This window comes from Pseudomonas sp. 31 R 17, from assembly GCF_900004915.1.
GTDB classification, from domain to species: domain Bacteria; phylum Pseudomonadota; class Gammaproteobacteria; order Pseudomonadales; family Pseudomonadaceae; genus Aquipseudomonas; species Aquipseudomonas orientalis_A.
On the sequence record NZ_CVTN01000052.1, the window covers coordinates 7,603 to 24,663 of the forward strand.

Annotated in this window: 13 protein-coding genes and 5 pseudogenes; 6 read left to right on the forward strand and 12 right to left on the reverse strand. The window is 59.5% G+C overall.

Translation table 11 applies throughout. The features are described 5' to 3' along the window. Positions 1 to 241: 241 nt before the first annotated feature. Entirely contained in the window at positions 242 to 1,876 is a 1,635-nt protein-coding gene (locus BFP89_RS05775; protein ID WP_065884576.1) for a methyl-accepting chemotaxis protein, read from the reverse strand. 228 nt (positions 1,877 to 2,104) lie between these two features. On the opposite strand from BFP89_RS05775, the gene BFP89_RS05780 reads away from it, so the two are divergent. After that, positions 2,105 to 2,935 (forward strand): undecaprenyl-diphosphate phosphatase, encoded by an 831-nt coding sequence (locus BFP89_RS05780; RefSeq protein WP_065884577.1) that lies wholly within the window; start codon positions 2,105 to 2,107, stop codon positions 2,933 to 2,935. Further along, positions 2,932 to 3,315 carry a DUF1294 domain-containing protein gene (locus BFP89_RS05785; protein ID WP_065884578.1) on the forward strand — a complete coding sequence of 128 codons (384 nt, stop codon included), beginning with the start codon at positions 2,932 to 2,934 and terminating at the stop codon, positions 3,313 to 3,315. The genes BFP89_RS05780 and BFP89_RS05785 overlap by 4 nt, the downstream gene beginning before the upstream one ends. Here BFP89_RS05785 and BFP89_RS05790 read toward each other — a convergent pair. Together BFP89_RS05790 and BFP89_RS05795 are read right to left on the reverse strand one after the other, a co-directional pair. After that, positions 3,298 to 3,660, reverse strand: a complete 363-nt coding sequence (locus tag BFP89_RS05790) for an MmcQ/YjbR family DNA-binding protein (protein WP_065884579.1) — start codon at positions 3,658 to 3,660, stop codon at positions 3,298 to 3,300. The two genes, BFP89_RS05785 and BFP89_RS05790, sit on opposite strands and share 18 nt — an antisense overlap. Beyond that, entirely contained in the window at positions 3,657 to 4,565 is a 909-nt protein-coding gene (locus tag BFP89_RS05795) for a LysR substrate-binding domain-containing protein (RefSeq protein ID WP_065884580.1), read from the reverse strand. The genes BFP89_RS05790 and BFP89_RS05795 overlap by 4 nt, the downstream gene beginning before the upstream one ends. A 125-nt stretch (positions 4,566 to 4,690) precedes the next feature. Here BFP89_RS05795 and BFP89_RS05800 point away from each other — a divergent pair, with 125 nt between their 5' ends. Both BFP89_RS05800 and BFP89_RS05805 read left to right on the forward strand, forming a co-directional pair. Further along, a complete protein-coding gene (locus BFP89_RS05800) occupies positions 4,691 to 5,302 on the forward strand; it encodes an FMN-dependent NADH-azoreductase (protein WP_065884581.1) in 612 nt (203 codons plus the stop codon). Between the two features lie 191 nt (positions 5,303 to 5,493). After that, positions 5,494 to 6,531: an alpha/beta hydrolase family protein gene (locus BFP89_RS05805; protein ID WP_065884582.1), complete on the forward strand. Its 1,038-nt coding sequence runs from the start codon at positions 5,494 to 5,496 to the stop codon at positions 6,529 to 6,531. Here BFP89_RS05805 and BFP89_RS05810 read toward each other — a convergent pair. The 5 genes and pseudogenes from BFP89_RS05810 to BFP89_RS05830 form a co-directional block, all read right to left on the reverse strand. Further along, positions 6,525 to 7,697 (reverse strand): MFS transporter, encoded by a 1,173-nt coding sequence (locus tag BFP89_RS05810; protein ID WP_065884583.1) that lies wholly within the window; start codon positions 7,695 to 7,697, stop codon positions 6,525 to 6,527. The genes BFP89_RS05805 and BFP89_RS05810 overlap by 7 nt on opposite strands. A gap of 225 nt (positions 7,698 to 7,922) precedes the next feature. Beyond that, positions 7,923 to 9,509, reverse strand: a complete 1,587-nt coding sequence (locus tag BFP89_RS05815) for an ABC-F family ATPase (protein ID WP_082632055.1) — start codon at positions 9,507 to 9,509, stop codon at positions 7,923 to 7,925. Positions 9,510 to 9,529: 20 nt separating this feature from the next. Next, positions 9,530 to 10,723, reverse strand: a pseudogene (locus BFP89_RS05820) (tyrosine-type recombinase/integrase). Positions 10,724 to 10,910: 187 nt separating this feature from the next. Next, entirely contained in the window at positions 10,911 to 11,132 is a 222-nt protein-coding gene (locus BFP89_RS05825) for a hypothetical protein (RefSeq protein WP_065884584.1), read from the reverse strand. Between the two features lie 36 nt (positions 11,133 to 11,168). Then, positions 11,169 to 11,632 (reverse strand): annotated as a pseudogene (locus tag BFP89_RS05830) (hypothetical protein). 106 nt (positions 11,633 to 11,738) lie between these two features. On the opposite strand from BFP89_RS05830, the gene BFP89_RS05835 reads away from it, so the two are divergent. Continuing rightward, positions 11,739 to 12,014: a hypothetical protein gene (locus BFP89_RS05835; protein ID WP_065884585.1), complete on the forward strand. Its 276-nt coding sequence runs from the start codon at positions 11,739 to 11,741 to the stop codon at positions 12,012 to 12,014. Positions 12,015 to 12,098: 84 nt separating this feature from the next. On the opposite strand, the pseudogene BFP89_RS05840 reads toward BFP89_RS05835, so the two are convergent. The 3 genes and pseudogenes from BFP89_RS05840 to BFP89_RS05850 all read right to left on the reverse strand — a co-directional run bounded on the left by BFP89_RS05840 (position 12,099) and on the right by BFP89_RS05850 (position 14,234). After that, a pseudogene (locus BFP89_RS05840) lies at positions 12,099 to 12,756 on the reverse strand (morphogenetic protein). Positions 12,757 to 12,862: 106 nt separating this feature from the next. Further along, positions 12,863 to 13,546: a hypothetical protein gene (locus BFP89_RS05845; RefSeq protein ID WP_065884586.1), complete on the reverse strand. Its 684-nt coding sequence runs from the start codon at positions 13,544 to 13,546 to the stop codon at positions 12,863 to 12,865. A 91-nt stretch (positions 13,547 to 13,637) separates the two neighbouring features. Continuing rightward, positions 13,638 to 14,234 (reverse strand): annotated as a pseudogene (locus BFP89_RS05850) (DUF4406 domain-containing protein). Positions 14,235 to 14,344: 110 nt separating this feature from the next. Here BFP89_RS05850 and BFP89_RS05855 point away from each other — a divergent pair. Further along, positions 14,345 to 15,283, forward strand: coding sequence for a hypothetical protein (locus BFP89_RS05855; protein ID WP_065884587.1), 939 nt, complete (start codon positions 14,345 to 14,347; stop codon positions 15,281 to 15,283). Positions 15,284 to 15,381: 98 nt separating this feature from the next. On the opposite strand, the pseudogene BFP89_RS05860 reads toward BFP89_RS05855, so the two are convergent. Then, positions 15,382 to 17,030: pseudogene (locus BFP89_RS05860) on the reverse strand (DNA cytosine methyltransferase). Positions 17,031 to 17,061: the final 31 nt, after the last annotated feature.

Consider the following 17,061-nt stretch of genomic DNA (forward strand, 5'->3'; position numbering starts at 1 on the left):
CGTGACCGAAGAAACGGATATGTACTCGGTCTGATCCAGCATCCTGGTCGGCCCTGAGGCCGCCATCGGGAGCAAGCCCCCTCCCACATTTGGACCGGGATCGACTCAACATCCTGGTCGGCCCAGAGGCCGCCATCGGGGGCAAGCCCCCTCCCACATTTGGACCGGGATCGACTCAACATCCTGGTCGGCCCAGAGGCCGCCATCGGGAGCACGCCCCCTCCCACAATTTAACCCAGGGCTAGATTCGGAACTGGCGCAACAACCCGTCAAGCTGCTCGCTCAAGCCACGCAACTGCGCGCTGGCCACGCTCGACTGTTCAGCCGCCAGCGCGGTGCTGTGGGACAGCCCGGCCGCCTGGGTGACGTTCTGGTTGATGTCCTCCACCACATGCGCCTGTTGCAGGGTGGCACTGGCAATCGAGGCATTCAGACCGTTGAGATTATGCAGCGCCTGGCCGATCGCATTGAGGCTCGCACCAGCCAGGCCGGCTTGCTCGATGGTCAGTTGCGAGGCGCTGTGGCTGTCGCTGATCACCTTGACCGCCGCTTCCGAATGCCCTTGCAGGCGCTCGATCATCGCCTGGATTTCAGCCGTGGATTTTTGCGTGCGCTGGGCGAGCAGGCGTACCTCATCGGCTACCACGGCAAACCCACGGCCCTGCTCGCCGGCGCGTGCGGCTTCGATGGCGGCGTTGAGGGCGAGCAGGTTGGTCTGGTCGGCAATCGAACGAATTACTTCCAGCACGCCGCCGATCTGGGTGCTTTCGCTGGACAAAGTACGGATCACCTCCACGGCCTGGCTGATGGTGCTCGAGAGCTGGTCGATCTGCTGCAGACTGCCGTCGATGTTGACCTGGCCCTGTTGCGCCTGGGCCTGGGCATCGCGCATTTCGCTGGCGGCGTGCTCGGCATTCTTGGCCACGTCCTGCACGCCGTAGGTGACTTCATTGATGGCGGTGGCCACCAGTTCCATCTGTTGCGACTGCTGCTGGCTGCGGTCGTGGGCCTGGCTGGCGTTGTGGCCCAACTCGGTGGATGACTCGCCCAGGGCGTTGGCGCACACCTGCAATTGGCCGACCACCTGGCGCAATTTGGCGGTGAAGGTATTGAAGTGCCGGGACAGCTGGGTGACCTCGTCACGCCCGTGAGTGTCGAGGCTACGGGTCAGGTCGCTTTCGCCGCTGGCGATGTTGGCCATCGCAGTCACCGCCGCCTGCAACGGCTGCACGATACTGCGCGCGATCAACAGCACCAGCAGGGCCATGACCAGCGCAATGGCCAGGCCGATAGCAGAGGCTTTCCACACCTGGACGCTGAACTCGGCCTGCACGTCGTCCACGTAGACGCCCGAGCCGATGATCCAGCCCCAGGGCTCGAACAGTTGGATGTATGAGGTTTTCTGCACCGGCGCATCGGCCCCAGGCTTGGGCCAGCGGTAATTGACGATGCCGGCGCCCTTGGCCTTGGCCAGGCTCACGAATTCATTGAACACGGCAAACCCGTCCGGATCGCGGATCGCCGAGAGGTTCTGGCCGTCCAGCTTGGGGTTGGCCGCGTGCATGATCATCACGGGGGTGAGGTCGTTGATCCAGAAGTAGTCGTCGTGGTCGTACCGCAGGCTGCGCACTGTGCTCAGGGCTTGTTGCTGCGCCGCTTGACGGGTGAGTGCGCCGGTCTTTTCCAGGTTCTGGTAGTAGCCGAGCACGCTGCTGGCGGTTTGCACCACGTGCTGGGTCTGTTGGCGCTTGGCCTGGTAGAGGTCATCATGGATCTGTTTGAGCATCAGGGCGCCCAAAGTCAGCAGCATCAGCACGGCGACTATCAGGATCAGCCAGAGGCGCCGGCTGATCGACATATTGCGCAAACTGTTCATCGTCCTGTCACTCCGAGCCTTTTATAATTGTGGGTGCTGCATCGACTTTTGCGGCTTGTCTGATAGGCTTTCGGCCCGTAATCGAAAAACCTGAGTACTGCCTGATTTTTCACGGAATTTTTGCATTCCGGCATTGAGAATCAACGCCGGGCGCTGCAGTGCGCTCGTTGTCAGTGAACTTTAAAAAACACTAGGAGGCACGCCAGGCGCGTGACCTTTGGAGAAAGCATGGATTTTTGGACCGCCATACAGGCACTGATTCTTGGCGTGGTCGAGGGGCTGACGGAGTTTCTGCCGATCTCCAGCACCGGCCACCAGATCATCGTCGCCGACCTGATCAACTTCGGCGGCGAGCGTTTCGAGGCATTCAATATCATTATCCAGCTGGGCGCGATCCTCGCCGTGGTCTGGGAATTCCGGCGCAAGATCCTCGACGTGGTCATCGGCTTGCCCACCCAGCGCAACGCCCAGCGTTTCACCGTGAACCTGATCATCGCGGTGTTGCCGGCGGTGGTGCTGGGGGTGATTTTCGCTGACCTGATCAAGCATTACCTGTTCAACCCGATCACCGTGGCCACGGCCCTGGTGGTGGGCGGTGTGATCATGTTGTGGGCTGAACGTCGCCAACATGCGGTGCATGCGCAAACTGTCGACGAGATCACCTGGAAGGACGCGCTCAAGGTCGGCGTGGCGCAGTGCCTGGCCATGATCCCGGGCACTTCACGCTCCGGCGCGACGATCATCGGCGGCCTGTTGTTCGGCCTGTCACGCAAGACCGCTACCGAGTTTTCGTTCTTCCTGGCCATGCCGACCATGGTCGGTGCTGCGCTGTACTCGGGCTACAAATACCGTGACCTGTTCCAGCCGGCGGACCTGCCGGTGTTCGCCATTGGCTTTGTCACCTCGTTCATCTTCGCGATGATTGCGGTCAAGGGCCTGCTCAAATTCATCGCCAACCACAGCTATGCGGCCTTTGCCTGGTACCGCATCGCGTTCGGCCTGGTGATCCTGGCGACCTGGCAATTCGGCTGGATCGACTGGACCGCCGTCAAGCCATGAACATCCAGCACCCACGCCTGAAAGCGTTGCTCCTGGTGCTGCTGTGCGCGGCGCCGCTGCTGGGTTCGGCGCTGCTGTGGCAGCGCGGCGAGACCGTGATCCCGCTGGCAGCCTACGGCGTGGTCAGCGTGATGGCGTTTTTCCTGTACTGGAGCGACAAGCGCAAGGCGCAGACCGAGGGCCGGCGCATCCCGGAAAACATCCTGCACGCCGTCGAGCTGGCGGGCGGCTGGCCGGGAGCATTGATCGCGCAGCAGGTGTTCCGGCACAAGACGCGCAAGGTGTCCTACCAGGTGCTGTTCTGGGTGATCGTGTTGCTGCATCAGGTGTTCTGGCTGGACCAATTGTTTCTCGGCGGTACGCTACTGTCGATCCTCTAGCATCAACCCGACCTGTGTGCGCTTGGGCAGCTTGCTCACCACCAACTGGTGCGAGCGCTGCAACAAGCCACGCAGTTCCTCGGAACCGAGCGGGTAGGGCGTGTTCATGATGATCCACTGCGCACGTGCCAGGTACGGCGCCGGGTGGATGCCCGGTCGATCAACGTGGCCGAGGAACAGCGCCTTGTCGACCTTGAACGCCAGGGAGTCGCCGCGCAGGTTCTGCAACGCGAACATCTTGTTGCCGGCAATCGAGAACACTCGCACGCCGCCCCATTTGTAGTCCTCGCGCGCCCCCGGCAGGCTCAGGCAGAACGCCGCGACTTGTGCTTCGCTCATGCTCATAACAGACGGTCTCCGCAGCCTTTGAAGCCCTCTTCCATATAGTCGATCCAGGCGCGAATCGCCGGCAGCACGCCGCGCCGGTGCGGGTACACGGCCTGCAGCCAGCCACCGGGTAACGACCATTGCGGCAACAGTTGCACCAGCCGGCCGTTGGCCAGTTCTTCTTCGCAATCCATCATCGGCAGCACCGTGAAGCCCACGCCCATGAGTGCGCTGGTCTTGCGTACGATAAAGTCTTCGATGCCCAGGCGAGCCTCCATGACCAGCTCATGGGCGTTGCCCTTAGGGTCGATGATGCGCTGGTGCACCATGCGGTCCGCCTCCAGTGCGCCCATGATCGGCAATTGCTTGAGGTCTTCCAGGGTCTCTACCCGGCGGTCACGCAGGAGTACCGGGCTGGCCACCAGCACCGTTTGCGCCTGGCGCAGGCGTTTGGTGACCAACAGCGGGTCTTCGTCGCCCAACTCGCGTACCCGTAACGCCACGTCGATACCTTCGGCCACCAGGTCGACGCGACGGTTGACCAGGGTCATGTCCAACTGCACCAGCGGGTGCGCGGCGAGAAACCCGGCCACCAGTTCCGGCAGGATCTGCTGGGCCAGCCCGACCGGGCACGTGACCCGCAGTCGCCCCCGGGGCTCGGTGGACATGCTGGCCACGGCCTCGTCGGCCATCTCCGCCTCCAGCAGCATTGCCTGGCAGTGGCGCAGGTAGCGTTCGCCGACGGCGGTCAGGGTCAGTTGCCGCGTGGTGCGTTGCAGCAGGCGTGCGCCCAGGCGCTCCTCCAGCTCGGCAATGCGCCGCGACAGCCGCGACTTGGGAATCCCCAGTAGCCGCCCGGCGGCGGCGAAACCACCGGCTTCGACGACTTTGGCAAAGTAATAGAGGTCGTTAAGGTCTTGCATGCTGGGCCTATTGTCCTGTCAGTGGGACAATCTATCGCATTCCAGGTGGCTTATCGAACATTGGTTAGGTGCGTAGCATCACCACCATCTGATCGCCCCTGTCGATCCCACCTCGGAGATCCATCATGAAACTGTTGCATATCGATTCCAGCATCCTCGGCGACAACTCGGCTTCCCGTCAGCTCAGCGCTGGCGTGGTCAAGGCATGGCAAGCCGCCGAGCCGGGCGTGGAAGTGACTTACCGTGACCTCGCCAGCGAAGGCATCAACCATTTTTCCGGCGCGACCCTGGGCGCCTTGGGCACCGCCGCCGAACTGCGCGATGCCGCGCAAAAGCATGAAGCCGAACTGAGTGCATCGTCGCTGGCTGAGTTCCTCGCCGCCGATGCCGTGGTGGTGGGTGCGCCGATGTACAACTTCACCATCCCGACCCAACTCAAAGCCTGGATCGACCGTATCGCCGTCGCCGGCCAGACCTTCCACTACACCGAAGCCGGTCCTGAAGGCCTGTGCGGCAACAAGAAAGTCATCATCGTCTCCACCGCCGGCGGCCTGCATGCCGGCCAGGCATCCGGTGCCGCCCATGAAGGCTATCTGAAGCTGCTGTTTGGCTTCCTCGGCATCACCGATATCGAAATCGTACGCGCCGAAGGCCTGGCCTACGGCGACGACGTGCGCAGCAAAGCGATGAGCGACGCCAACGTGCAGATCAGCGAGCAATTGTTCGCCGCCGCGTAAGACTTGTGTAAATGTTCGCTTCGCCCGGTGTCAATCTGAAGCCGGGCGCCTAAACTCTGTATTCTGATCGCCTGAGCGCGAGCGGAGTACGGAGTTTTTCCATTTATGGCCCAGGTTATGCAGCTTGGGTTCAATACCCGGGAATTTTTAGACGGCCTGCCGGTTCTCATGCAGCAAAGGTGGACATCCCCATGATGCGTCTCTGTGCTGTTTTGGTTCTTTCCCTGTGCGGCGGCCTGCTTTCAGTGCACGCCGCGCCTGCGCCGCACCCGCATTGGAGTGTGGGCTTTCATCGCATGAGCATTCTCGACCCGCTGGATTCGCAGCCGATGAAGGCCATTGCGTTTTACCCTTCCACCGACGCCGAACACACCACGGCGCTGGGCCCCTACCACGTGGCGGCTGGCGAAGACGCCAAGGTTGCCATCGGCCGTTTCCCGATGCTGATGTTGTCTCACGGCAATACCGGTACGCCGCTGGCCCTGCATGACCTGGCCACCTCGCTGGCGCGCAAGGGCTTTGTGGTGGTGGCAGTACTGCACCCCGGCGACAACTACCAGGACCACAGCCGCCTGGGCACCGTGAGCAATTTGTATGGTCGGCCAATCCAGATTTCACAGGCCATCACTGCGGCGTTGAACGACCCGATGCTGTCGCCCTTCGTCGATATCGACCAGGTGGGTGTGATCGGCTATTCGGCCGGCGGCGAAACCGCGTTGATCCTGGCGGGTGCCAAACCGGATTTCGAGCGCCTGCGCCGCTATTGCCAGCAGCGCCCGGAGGACCGTGACGCCTGCACCACCAAAGGCGAGCTGGTGGTCGACCGTGACGATTTGCAGCCCCAGGCCGATCCGCGCATCCATGCGCTGATGCTAATGGCGCCGCTGAGCCTGATGTTCGGTCGCCATACCCTGGCCGACGTGCACGTACCGGTGCTGCTCTACAGCGGCGATGGCGACCAGTTGGTGGCCGTGGACAAGAACGCGGCCGCCCTGGCGCGCAAACTGCCGCAGCCGCCGGACTTCAAACTGCTGGCGGGGGCAGGGCACTTCGTGTTCATGGCGCCGTGTGACAGCGATCAATTGGCGACGATGCCGGCCATCTGTACCGATGCCGATGGCGTCGACCGTGAGGGCATCCACCGCGACCTGGTCTCCGAGGCCGGGCGCTTTTTCAGTCACACCCTCGGCGAGGCGACCCGCGCCGGACTACAGACCGCTGATCAGTAAGCGCGACGCTTGAGCTGCACGGTCAGTACCAGCGCGGTCACTGACAGCAGCGCCGCGCAGAAGAAGATCCAGTCGTAGCCGAGGTTCAGTGCCACGGCGCCCATCAACGGCCCGGCAATCGCCAGGGACAGGTCGAAAAACACCGCAAACGCACTCAGTCCGGCGCCCCGGCTGCTGTCCGGCACGCGCTTGATGGCTTCCACCCCAAGCGCCGGGTAGACCAGTGACAAACCGACGCCGGCCAACCCTGCGCCAATCAACGCCACGCCGGTGGACGGCGCCAACCACAGCAGCGCGAGGCCCAGGGTTTCGATGACCATGCAGGCGATGGCGGCGGTAAAACCACCGACGCGGCTGATGGCGGAAATAAACACCAGGCGCGACAGAATGAAACACGCGCCGAACACCGTCAGGCAGTACGCCGCGCCGGTCCAGCCGCGATTCAGGTAATACAGGGTGATAAACGTGGTCAGCGTGCCGTAGCCAATCGAGGCCAGGCACAGGCTGGCGCCATACGGTGCGATATGACCGAACACCGCCCAGAACGGCAGGCGCTTGCCGCGCACCACCGGTACCGAAGGTTTATTGCGGATCAGCACCAGGCCCAGCGCGGCCAACCCCGCCAGCGCCAGGCCCAGGCTGGAGAAGCCGTAATCGGCCACCATCACCACCCCCAGCGGCGCGCTAATGGCAATTGCGCCGTAGGAGGCGATGCCGTTCCAGGAGATCGAGCGGCCCGTATGCTCGGTGCCGACCGCGCCCATGCACCAACTGATGGTGCCGACGCCAATCAAACCCTGGGCCACCCCTAGCAGCAGCCGACCGGCGATCAGGATAGCCAGGCTCAGCGCCGGCAAGTGCTCAAGCAGGACGGCGATGAACGTCAGCACGCCACTGATCAGGATACCGGCCAGGCCCAGCACAATCGCACGCTTGGTGCCGACATTGTCCGACATGCGCCCGGCCATTGGCCGACTGAGCAGGGTGGCCAGGTACTGCGATCCGATGGTCACGCCGGCAACGACTGCGCTGTAGCCCAGATGCTCGTGCACATAGCCTGGAATCACCGCAATCGGCAGGCCGATGCAGATAAACGCGATAAAGGTGTAGAAGACGATGGAGACGATCTGCAGGGTGATCGACAGGGAGGAGGGGGCGGCGGGCATGAATAGTCAATCGCTGGCGGGCGGTAGAAGCATCATGGCATATCCTGCACGACTGTAGGAGCGAGCTTGCTCGCGAAGAACGTCAACGATAACGCGGGTTGCCTGATTCTGCGCGGTGCTCTGAGGTTTTTCGCGAGCAAGCTCGCTCCTACAGGCGTGTGCATGCAAAAAAGCCCTGTCACAGGGACAGGGCTTTTTCTTGCAGCTTGCAGCTGAGTGCTGCTCTTAGAACACCACACCCTGGCTGCGCAGGTAGTCGTCATAGGTGCCGCTGAAGTCGATCACGCCGCTGGCGCTCAACTCGATGATGCGGGTGGCCAGGGACGATACGAACTCACGGTCATGGCTGACGAAGATCAGCGTACCCGGATAGTTCTCCAGCGCCAGGTTCAGCGCTTCGATGGATTCCATGTCCAAGTGGTTGGTCGGTTCGTCCATGATCAGCACGTTCGGCTTTTGCAGGATCAGCTTGCCGAACAGCATGCGGCCTTGTTCACCACCGGAGATCACTTTTACCGACTTCTGGATTTCGTCGTTGGAGAACAGCATGCGGCCCAATGTGCCACGAATCATCTGCTCGCCCTGGGTCCACTGGCCCATCCAGTCGAACAGGGTGACGTCGTCTTCGAAGTCATGGGCGTGGTCCTGGGCGTAGTAACCCAGTTCCGCGGCGTCGGTCCACTTGATGCTGCCGGCGTCCGGGGTCAGTTCGTTGACCAGGGTGCGCAGCAGGGTGGTCTTGCCGATACCGTTCGGGCCGATGATCGCCACGCGCTCGCCGGCTTCAACCTGGAAGCTGAAGTCCTTGAACAACGGCTTGCCGTCAAAACCCTTGGCCATCTTCTCGACCATGACCGCCTGACGGTGCAGCTTTTTGTTCTGTTCGAAACGGATGAACGGGCTCACGCGGCTTGACGGCTTGACCTCGGCCAGTTGGATCTTGTCGATCGCCTTGGCACGGGAAGTGGCCTGCTTGGCTTTCGAGGCGTTGGCCGAGAAGCGGCTGACGAAGGATTGCAGCTCGGAGATCTGCGCCTTCTTCTTGGCGTTGTCCGACAGCAGTTGCTCGCGGGACTGGGTCGCCACGGTCATGTATTCGTCGTAGTTGCCCGGGAACAGGCGCAGCTCGCCGTAGTCCAGGTCGGCCATGTGGGTGCACACGCTGTTCAGGAAGTGACGGTCGTGAGAGATGATGATCATCAGGCTGGAGCGCTGGGTGAGGATGTTTTCCAGCCAGCGAATGGTGTTGATGTCCAGGTGGTTGGTCGGTTCGTCGAGCAACAGCACTTCCGGATCGGAGAACAGCGCCTGGGCCAGCAATACGCGCAGCTTCCAGCCGGGCGACACTTCGCTCATCGGGCCGAAATGCTGTTCCAGTGGAATACCCAGGCCCAGCAGCAGCTCGCCGGCACGGGATTCGGCGGTGTAGCCGTCCATCTCGGCGAACTCGGTTTCCAGCTCGGCCACGGCCATGCCGTCTTCTTCGCTCATTTCCGGCAGCGAGTAGATGCGGTCACGCTCGGCCTTGACCCTCCACAGCTCTTCGTGGCCCATGATCACGGTGTCGAGCACGGTGAATTGTTCGTAGGCGAACTGGTCCTGGCGCAGCTTGCCCAGGCGCACATTCGGCTCCAGCATGACCTGGCCACCGGACGGCTCGAGGTCGCCGCCGAGGATTTTCATGAAGGTCGACTTGCCGCAACCGTTGGCACCGATCAAACCATAGCGGTTGCCGGCGCCGAACTTGACCGAGACGTTCTCGAAGAGCGGCTTGGCGCCGAACTGCATGGTGATGTTAGCTGTGGAGATCAATTACTTTACCTATCAATAGCTTAGGGTGCGCTTATTTGAGCTGGGACCAATTTGGGACCAATCTGGAGCTTTTCCATTTCGCTCCAGTCCGAGCTTGAGTTGATCCAACGCGCATAAGTCGAGAGCAGCATCTGCACACTATGGCCGAGCTGCTGGGAAATGAAGGCGGGGTTCATGCCAGACATAATGCATATTGTCGCATAGGTGTGACGACAGTTGTATGGCGGCCGACGACGGATATTCAGCGCTTTTAGCGTCGGAACCCACTGTTTGTGTAGGTCAGATGTCTGTTTCACGTACTCCGCGTTCTTCGAGGGCGGAAAAATGAAAGACGTTTCCAGCACCTTGCCTTTCCCTTTTTTCCGACGTTCTGCGTACTCCCTGGCAAATTGCAGAGCGTGCATGGCGCGGTCATTCAACAAAACGAAGCGATCTCCGCCAGTTTTCGTACGTTCCACCACTTCCCCCAAGGCGATCCCGCGTCACACGTGGGCCGTCCTCTTCTCTTCGTCTACTGCATCCCAGCGCATAGCCAGGGCTTCGGACAGACGCATTCCTGTAAAAAACACAAACTCAAAAAAAGCTGCATAGATCGTGCTGGGCCAGTGGTCGTGCTGATACATCTTCGCGATGATCTGGTTTGCTTCTTCCAGCGTGAAAGGATCAATTTCCTTTTTGCTGCGCTTAGGCAGCTCAAGGATTGCCGCTGGGTTCTTCGGGATCAGTTCTTCAGATACGGCTGAATTCAGGATGGTGGACAGCTTCGAGATGGCATTGCGCTTAACGCCCGGCGACTTCCACGCGCTGGCGGCCATTACCCGGCGGAGCAGGGTGGTAGTGATCAGGTCGATCCGCACCAGGGCCAGCCCCGGCATCCAGTACCTGTTCAGTTCTCCCTTGTAGTTCGCCTTCGTGCCGTCCACCACCTCACGGCTGTCCAGCCAGAGCTGCGCGTATTCGCCGAAGTTGATTTTACCGCCGGCGAGGTTGCTGGAACTCGGGAAAAGCTCGGCATATTTGTCGTCGTCGAGCAGCCCCAGCTTTATCAAGCCTCTTACTTGATCAACAACCTGTGCGGCAGACTTGATTCCTTTCTGTGTCGGGGGATAGGGGAGCGTTTCACTCCGCCGGCTGCCGTTCCACATAAAGCGGATGCGGATCGATCCGTGGTGCAAGTCCATTCCTGCGGGCAAACCCATTGGCTTTCGAGCCATTCATAATATCTCCTGATGCTGTAGATGATCCTGCCGCAATGAGTGTTCCAGACACCTTCAGGTATCTGCTTTCTGGCACGCTTGGAGCGCAGGGCGGCGAGGGTGGTGCCCAGGATTTCGGCCATTTGTGCCTCGGGCACCTTGTCGCCAGTGATCCCGTCGTTTAGCTGTTCTGCTGCTGCCATACCTACCTCCCGCCGCCCACGGTGGGCCGCGCTGTCTTGATGATGTGAACTGCCAGGCCGAAGGTGATCAGCAGCCAGGCGCAGGTGCCGGCGAATGCGTAGGTCAGTGCCTCGGTGTCGCCAGTGTCGAGCAGGTAAGGCCCGGCCCAGAAGAACCAGACGAGTGTTCCTACCAGGTACAGCAAAGCGCCCAGCAGTATCAGGGTGAGTTTCATAGCGAACATGGGGTGTCCTTGCCGCGCTGGGCGGCAGAAGGTGGATTAGGTGGTGGCTTTGGCGATTACTGCTTCAGCGTGGGCAAGGGCCGCGTGGTACTTGTCGAGCCTGGCGGCGCCAAGCTTCGACAAGCCGACCAAGTTGGATAGGCTTTCGAGCAGCTCATCGTGCAAAGCGCGCTCTTCTCTACCGATCTCCAGAACTGTTTCGCCCAGTGATCCATTGGCGGAGGGTTGGTGTTCTGTGCACCCAGAGCCAGGGCCCCGACAATCGTGTCGCACAGGTCTCGCTTGTAGGCGTTGTCGCCGTCGATGCTTAGGCCGTTGCGGCGAAGTGCGTCCAGAGCGTTGTTCAAGTTCGACTCGGGTGAAGGCAGCACCAGGTCAAAGTCTCTTCCACCTGGGCTGCATGCCACCACCAGCAGTTCGCAGCCCAGCGGCAGGTGCTGAGCCCTATCCGAGATCGCCTCGATAGCCGCTTCGCGGAATGCATTCTTTTCTTCGGACATAGGAATACCTCGCCCGCCGCTCACCGGCAGGCATTTAGGGGGATTGGGGTTTGGTTTGCATTGATTTACTATTGGCCAGCCAGCAATCAATGGAAGGAACTAGCCTATGAACATCAACGAGTCGCTAAGAAGCGCCGCCCACAGTGGTGCTTTGTTAACTCAACGCTCCATAGTTTTTGCGCGCTCTGAAATGAAGGCTTTTCTGGGGTGTGCTCTAGGCTGCTATCTTGGCTTCATCGTATTATTTCTCCTGAAAGCTGATCCGGAGACGGCGACCTTCGGTGATTTCCTTAATGTGATTCATTCTTCTTCGAAAATTGCCGCTTCCTTCATAGCAGCGGCTCTCTCGGTTGCTCTAAGATCGATGTTTACAAGAAAATGATGGGTGGCTTGGTGGTGGATGGACTTCTCAGCCATGGCCCAGGCCCCTTTTAGATGAAGACGTAGGCGAACCAGAGGGTGGCGGTCATGGTGTCACCCGCTTGAACTCGACTACCCAGACCCACGGGTTTGCAGCCCAGTCACCGCCGACTGATGACCAGAGCAGCTCAAATGATTTGAGCGGGTCAGCGCTGTAGGTATTGATCCCATCGACGTGCCACCAGTCACCGAGTTCGGCATGATCGGTGTAAAGCCGGACGCCTTCGGCCTTGGCCTGATCCTCGCTGATATCCTGCAACCGCTCGACGCGCACGTCGGTTATCTCCATTAGGATGCGGCACTCGACGCGAGGCATGTGAATGCTGGGTTTGTACTTCAGGCCGAAGTCTTTCCTCGCTTCGTCACTGTGTGACCCAGGTCGGCAGTCAGCGGCGTAGGCGTATCGCTGGAGTGGGCCGTTCGGGTCTGGGCGATGCTCGACGCCGGTGCCGCGCAGATCGATGAATGTCTCTCGCACCCACAGCCGGTCGCCGGGTTGTCCGTAGGGACACTCAGGTTTAGGCCTCGTCACGTCACACGTCAGCGTTGCGAATGAAGGGCTGGCCACGGCCATAGCTGCCGATGTCGGCTCTCGAACTGGGCTGAGCCTTTACCGCCCGGCGCGTGACCGTCTTCCGGCCTTCCAGGATGGCGCGCACCATCGACGCAGAGAACAAGATGGGCCGTTCCTTTACTTGAGACATGAGTCGTCCTTGCCGCTACAGCGGCTGACTTTGAAGGGGGAGGGGTGGGCGGCTTGGGGAAACCCTTGCCGCTGTAGATGTTCTTCTGCTTACGTTGAAAGACGATCTATTTCTGATGTAGTGCAGTAATAAATTTACCTAAGTCATGGAAGCACTCAATGAGTGGGGCCACGCCGTCGTGGAAAATAGTTACCATCAAAGCTGCCGCTGCCAGCGCTGATAAAAGTGTATTGTATCGCTCGAATGTATTATTGATCTTGAAGGGTATGCGTTCTTCTTGGCAGGTCCACTCTTGTCCATTGAAGAAAGTCATGTAGGAGGTAAGGTAATGCATGCCCGGTCTAACAGTTTTCTTTAGTTTTAATGAGTACGAAATTGGGGCTCCTGAAAGGTTTCTTTCAGTTATGACGTAATTCAAGTGTTGTTTTGTGTCAAAGGTTTGAGCTGGTGTTTTCCAGCGATCATTTTGCATCGAGCTCAAGATGAAAGAGTACCCACCATTGCTGATGTGCACCTCTTCCGCTCCCCATCGAAGCATGGGATTGTCCGCGGTAGGAGCCTGGAGCCCTGTAATTAGTGTAGATTGCGTTTCGTCAAATAAGTTATCTGACATGTGACATATTATTTTGAATCCCGAGTTCGACCCATAGCCTGTTATAAATTGCTCTAGCTTTATCGTATCGCCCGGGTTGTATGTGTTTTCAGCTATTCTCGATAACAGTTTGTACGCCCCAGGCTTCTCTGCATTAGGAAAGTTTAGGGGTTTTGGGCCAATATAGAGTTCGTACATTTAATGATCTTCCATGTTCTTCAATTCGATCAGTAGATGAAATGTGCCTGATCAATCATCTGGCATTCTAGGTGGCCGACTACCATCAATGCTATTCAATCTCACTCGTTAGCAGATCATGGGCATCCACCATGGTCATGCCGAGCTTCTCGGCGATCAGCACTTCCAGGCGGGCGCCTTGCGACTTCTCCCAGTCCGGCAGCAGGGCGATCATTCCTTACAGTCCAAGGCGGGTCAGGTCTTAGGCCATGTAGCCGGCCCACTGCGCGCCCTCGACGATGCCATGGTCTGCTGGGTTCTCGAATTCGTAGCCCAGGGCGCGCAGTTGGTCGGCCACGGCGTTGAAGGCTGGGTAGTTGAAGTCCTCAATCCCGGTCATGGGCCCGGCCACGTACACTCGGTTGGTCACTCCGGGCGCTGATGGTGCCGGCGAAAGTTCGTGCCAGGTGTCCACCTCGAAATCCGCCGGGCGCAGGCCCAGACGTTCCCCGTCGGGCATCACTGCTGAAATTGCGCCATGGCTTTTCGTCCACACATGGTACGACTGACCAGCAAGGGTGATCGGTACGCTGCCTTTGATGCAGGCCAGGCCGATGCCAGGCATTGGGTCGGGAGTGACAGTCTTGAGCATCCGGACTGTACGCGGCACCCGCTCGCCAAACGGGTAGCTGTTGCTGCGCTTGTGCATCGCCGGGCAGTCGATACGTTTTCTGTAGTCATTGGGATACCTTAGGAGTATGGCTTTTTGCCTTTACTTACTGTAATTGTCCGCTCAGCCCTACAAATGGAGTTCTTAGGATGGCTGACGGATCTGTCAAAAAAGCTCAAAACTGGGATAGCAATCGCATAAAACACGCGATCCATCTTCCTGGCTGGATGTTTAGGAGGGATAGCGAGGTAACTTTGCGTGCCAACGGGAAGCCCGTGTTGGTCTCTGAATATCAGCCAGATATGAAAGGGGCGATTTTTTGTCCGGAGTGTTGCTGCCCGCTCTTCAGGTCGCCCATAAATGAAGAGGCTAACAAAAAGGGTAAAAATGCCTTCTATGCACATCGCCGAAACATAGTTACAGAATGCGGGTTGCGGACTAAGAAAGCCGAAGGTAAAAAGTACCTTAGTGAAGAGGAAGCTGCCCAGGCAATTGTTGATGGGAAGCTGGTAGTTGTTGAAGGTTTTCTACAGTCGCGTCCCGCTGTTCCTGTAAAACAGTCTGAGGTTTACGGAGAAACTGCCGTTGAAGATCTGGACGGAGAGATTGCCACCGTACCCATCGCCCGGCATCGTGGTAAATCTTTTAATTTGCCTTCAAAACTAACTACGGTTCGAGGGCTTTGTAGGAGCTTTGATGAGAACTTGTTCAAATACTATGTTTTTCCTGGCGCACAGCATGCTCAGTTGCTTCTTGATTCTCTGCGAGATGTTTCGGCAATGGACTCGCCAATTCAAAAGGAAATCCTCGGGTTCGGGCGGATTAAAAGCATTTGGGATGCAGGTCCCAACCCTCACAACATTCGATTCGTGAAGTTGGAGTTTAATCGAGGAGGAGGGTACGCAGATTTTTCCATGAAAATACAAAAATACGACGCGGAGTTGCATAGTCTTAACGAGCAATCTGTAGGGCGATTTGTTTTGTTCTACGGAATTGTGAGGGAGAGCGGCGTCGGCTTGGCTGTCAGTAATTTGGCTTGGGGTGAAGTATCCTTACTTCCGCTCAAGTACGACCAGTACCTGAGCTGATCTGCGGAACAGTTTGGTGCGAATGGCTCGGCCGATTTATTTTCTGTGGGCATGGGGATTCCTTGCCGGGCCATGCCCGGGCGGTGGAGTGGGGGAGTTCAGAGTTGTTGCAGTAGTCTGCAGCCTATCCAGCGAACCACGGTGACGGCCTTGCTGTTGCCGATCGCCTTGTAGCGGGGGCCGTCCGGGCATTCGCTGGCAGGCTTGCCGCGCCAGGGGATCAGCGTGTAGTCGTCGGCCATGCCCTGAAGGCGTTCGCACTCGACTGGGACGAGGCGCCTAACACTGCTGGTCGAGACCAAAGCCTCGCTCCCACCTCCAGCATCGCCGGAGCTTTGACGAAGCGAGGGGAGGCCCCTCCCGTAGTCGCTGATACTGCGCAAAACCGACACAATCGGTTGGCCTCGTCCGGTGCCGTCCTCGCTACCGTCGAATCCTTCAGCCTTCAGCGTGTGGGTGATATCGCCGGTGATGCATACTGCCACCTGGCCGCCGGCATTGGCGTGACTGCCCGAATGGTTCATGGCACGCAGAGTCGGCGCGATCTCCCCGGCGTCGGCGCCGTGATCCTTGCAGGAGAAAGCCAGTACCGCGTTTTCCTGGCCGTTGTTCCTGCCCAGAGCGAAGGCGAGCTTGTCGCTTACGCCCGGGTCTTGAGTGCCGTGCACTACCAGCAGGCCTGACTCTGCGTCCTGATTGGTCGCGCTACCCGCTGCCTTACCGTTGGCGTTGAGTGTGCCTGCGATCAAGTGCCCGGCCTGGGCCTGGTTGTCGTCAGCACCGCATGTACCAACACCGTTCGCAGTCAGTGCAGCTACCGGCTTGTCCTGAACAAAGAATGTCTCGCTATCCAGATCATTGCGGCCTTCGTAGTGGGTGAGGGTGCCTGCCTTCTCGACGGATCCAGACATGCGCCCGGCGCCGAATGCGGGTATGCCGCCGAATATTGATACCGCAGGCCCTAAGTCGCCCTCGCAGTTTGGGCAGCCATACGAACCTAACTGCTCGGGGAAGACGTACTCGCATCCCTCTCCGCACTGGAGCGCAGGGCCGAAAGGAGCTGTTCCGGTAACGTCCTGCGCCTGGCCTCGCCGCGGCGCAGTATCCCGGCGCACGCCTTCTCGCTCAAAAAGTACCTCGGCGGGATCAAATCCGTCACGAGCACTTGCGACAACGAACACACGACGGCGCCGTTGGGCAAAGCCGAAATATTGGGCGTCCAGGACCCGCCACGCGATTGTTCTTTTGGGTCCATACACACAACCAGCGTCCTGCCATTTTTTCCCTGGAGGCTGCAGCTCTCTGTCTTCCCCAGCAAGCGCGCCAAGAAAGCATCCGAAGGCGTTCCCTTTGTCGCTGAGGACGCCGGGGACGTTCTCCCAGATGATGACGCTGGCGGGCTTTCGCTGGCCGGCGCGAACATATTCAACTGCATCTGCAAGCTCCACGTATTTGATGGTGAGGGCGCCGCGCGGGTCGGTGAGGCCTTCGCGCATACCGGCGACCGAGAGGCCTGGCACGGGGTGCCGCCGACCAGCACGTCCGGCGCCGGGATCTTGCCGGCCAGCACCAAGGCGGCCAGCTTGGTCATGTCGCCGTGGTTCGGCACGTCTGGGGAGTGGTGGGCTAGCACCGCCGAGGGGAACGGCTCAATCTCGGCGAACCAGGCGGCGCGCATGCCCAGCGGGTGCCAGGCTTGTGTCGCGGCTTCGATGCCGCTGCACACGCTTCCGTAAACGATGGGCATAGAGATTCCTCGCAAGGTATATTGGAGCATT

What these genes read in the sequence shown, in the direction of transcription:
- BFP89_RS05855 (WP_065884587.1), top strand. Translation starts at nt 14,345, where the DNA reads ATGGCTGACGGATCTGTCAAAAAAGCTCAAAACTGGGATAGCAATCGC.
- BFP89_RS05845 (WP_065884586.1), bottom strand. Translation starts at nt 13,546, where the DNA reads ATGTACGAACTCTATATTGGCCCAAAACCCCTAAACTTTCCTAATGCA.
- BFP89_RS05825 (WP_065884584.1), bottom strand. Translation starts at nt 11,132, where the DNA reads ATGTTCGCTATGAAACTCACCCTGATACTGCTGGGCGCTTTGCTGTAC.
- BFP89_RS05780 (WP_065884577.1), top strand. Translation starts at nt 2,105, where the DNA reads ATGGATTTTTGGACCGCCATACAGGCACTGATTCTTGGCGTGGTCGAG.
- BFP89_RS05810 (WP_065884583.1), bottom strand. Translation starts at nt 7,697, where the DNA reads ATGCCCGCCGCCCCCTCCTCCCTGTCGATCACCCTGCAGATCGTCTCC.
- BFP89_RS05775 (WP_065884576.1), bottom strand. Translation starts at nt 1,876, where the DNA reads ATGAACAGTTTGCGCAATATGTCGATCAGCCGGCGCCTCTGGCTGATC.
- BFP89_RS05800 (WP_065884581.1), top strand. Translation starts at nt 4,691, where the DNA reads ATGAAACTGTTGCATATCGATTCCAGCATCCTCGGCGACAACTCGGCT.
- BFP89_RS05785 (WP_065884578.1), top strand. Translation starts at nt 2,932, where the DNA reads ATGAACATCCAGCACCCACGCCTGAAAGCGTTGCTCCTGGTGCTGCTG.
- BFP89_RS05790 (WP_065884579.1), bottom strand. Translation starts at nt 3,660, where the DNA reads ATGAGCATGAGCGAAGCACAAGTCGCGGCGTTCTGCCTGAGCCTGCCG.
- BFP89_RS05835 (WP_065884585.1), top strand. Translation starts at nt 11,739, where the DNA reads ATGAACATCAACGAGTCGCTAAGAAGCGCCGCCCACAGTGGTGCTTTG.
- BFP89_RS05805 (WP_065884582.1), top strand. Translation starts at nt 5,494, where the DNA reads ATGATGCGTCTCTGTGCTGTTTTGGTTCTTTCCCTGTGCGGCGGCCTG.
- BFP89_RS05795 (WP_065884580.1), bottom strand. Translation starts at nt 4,565, where the DNA reads ATGCAAGACCTTAACGACCTCTATTACTTTGCCAAAGTCGTCGAAGCC.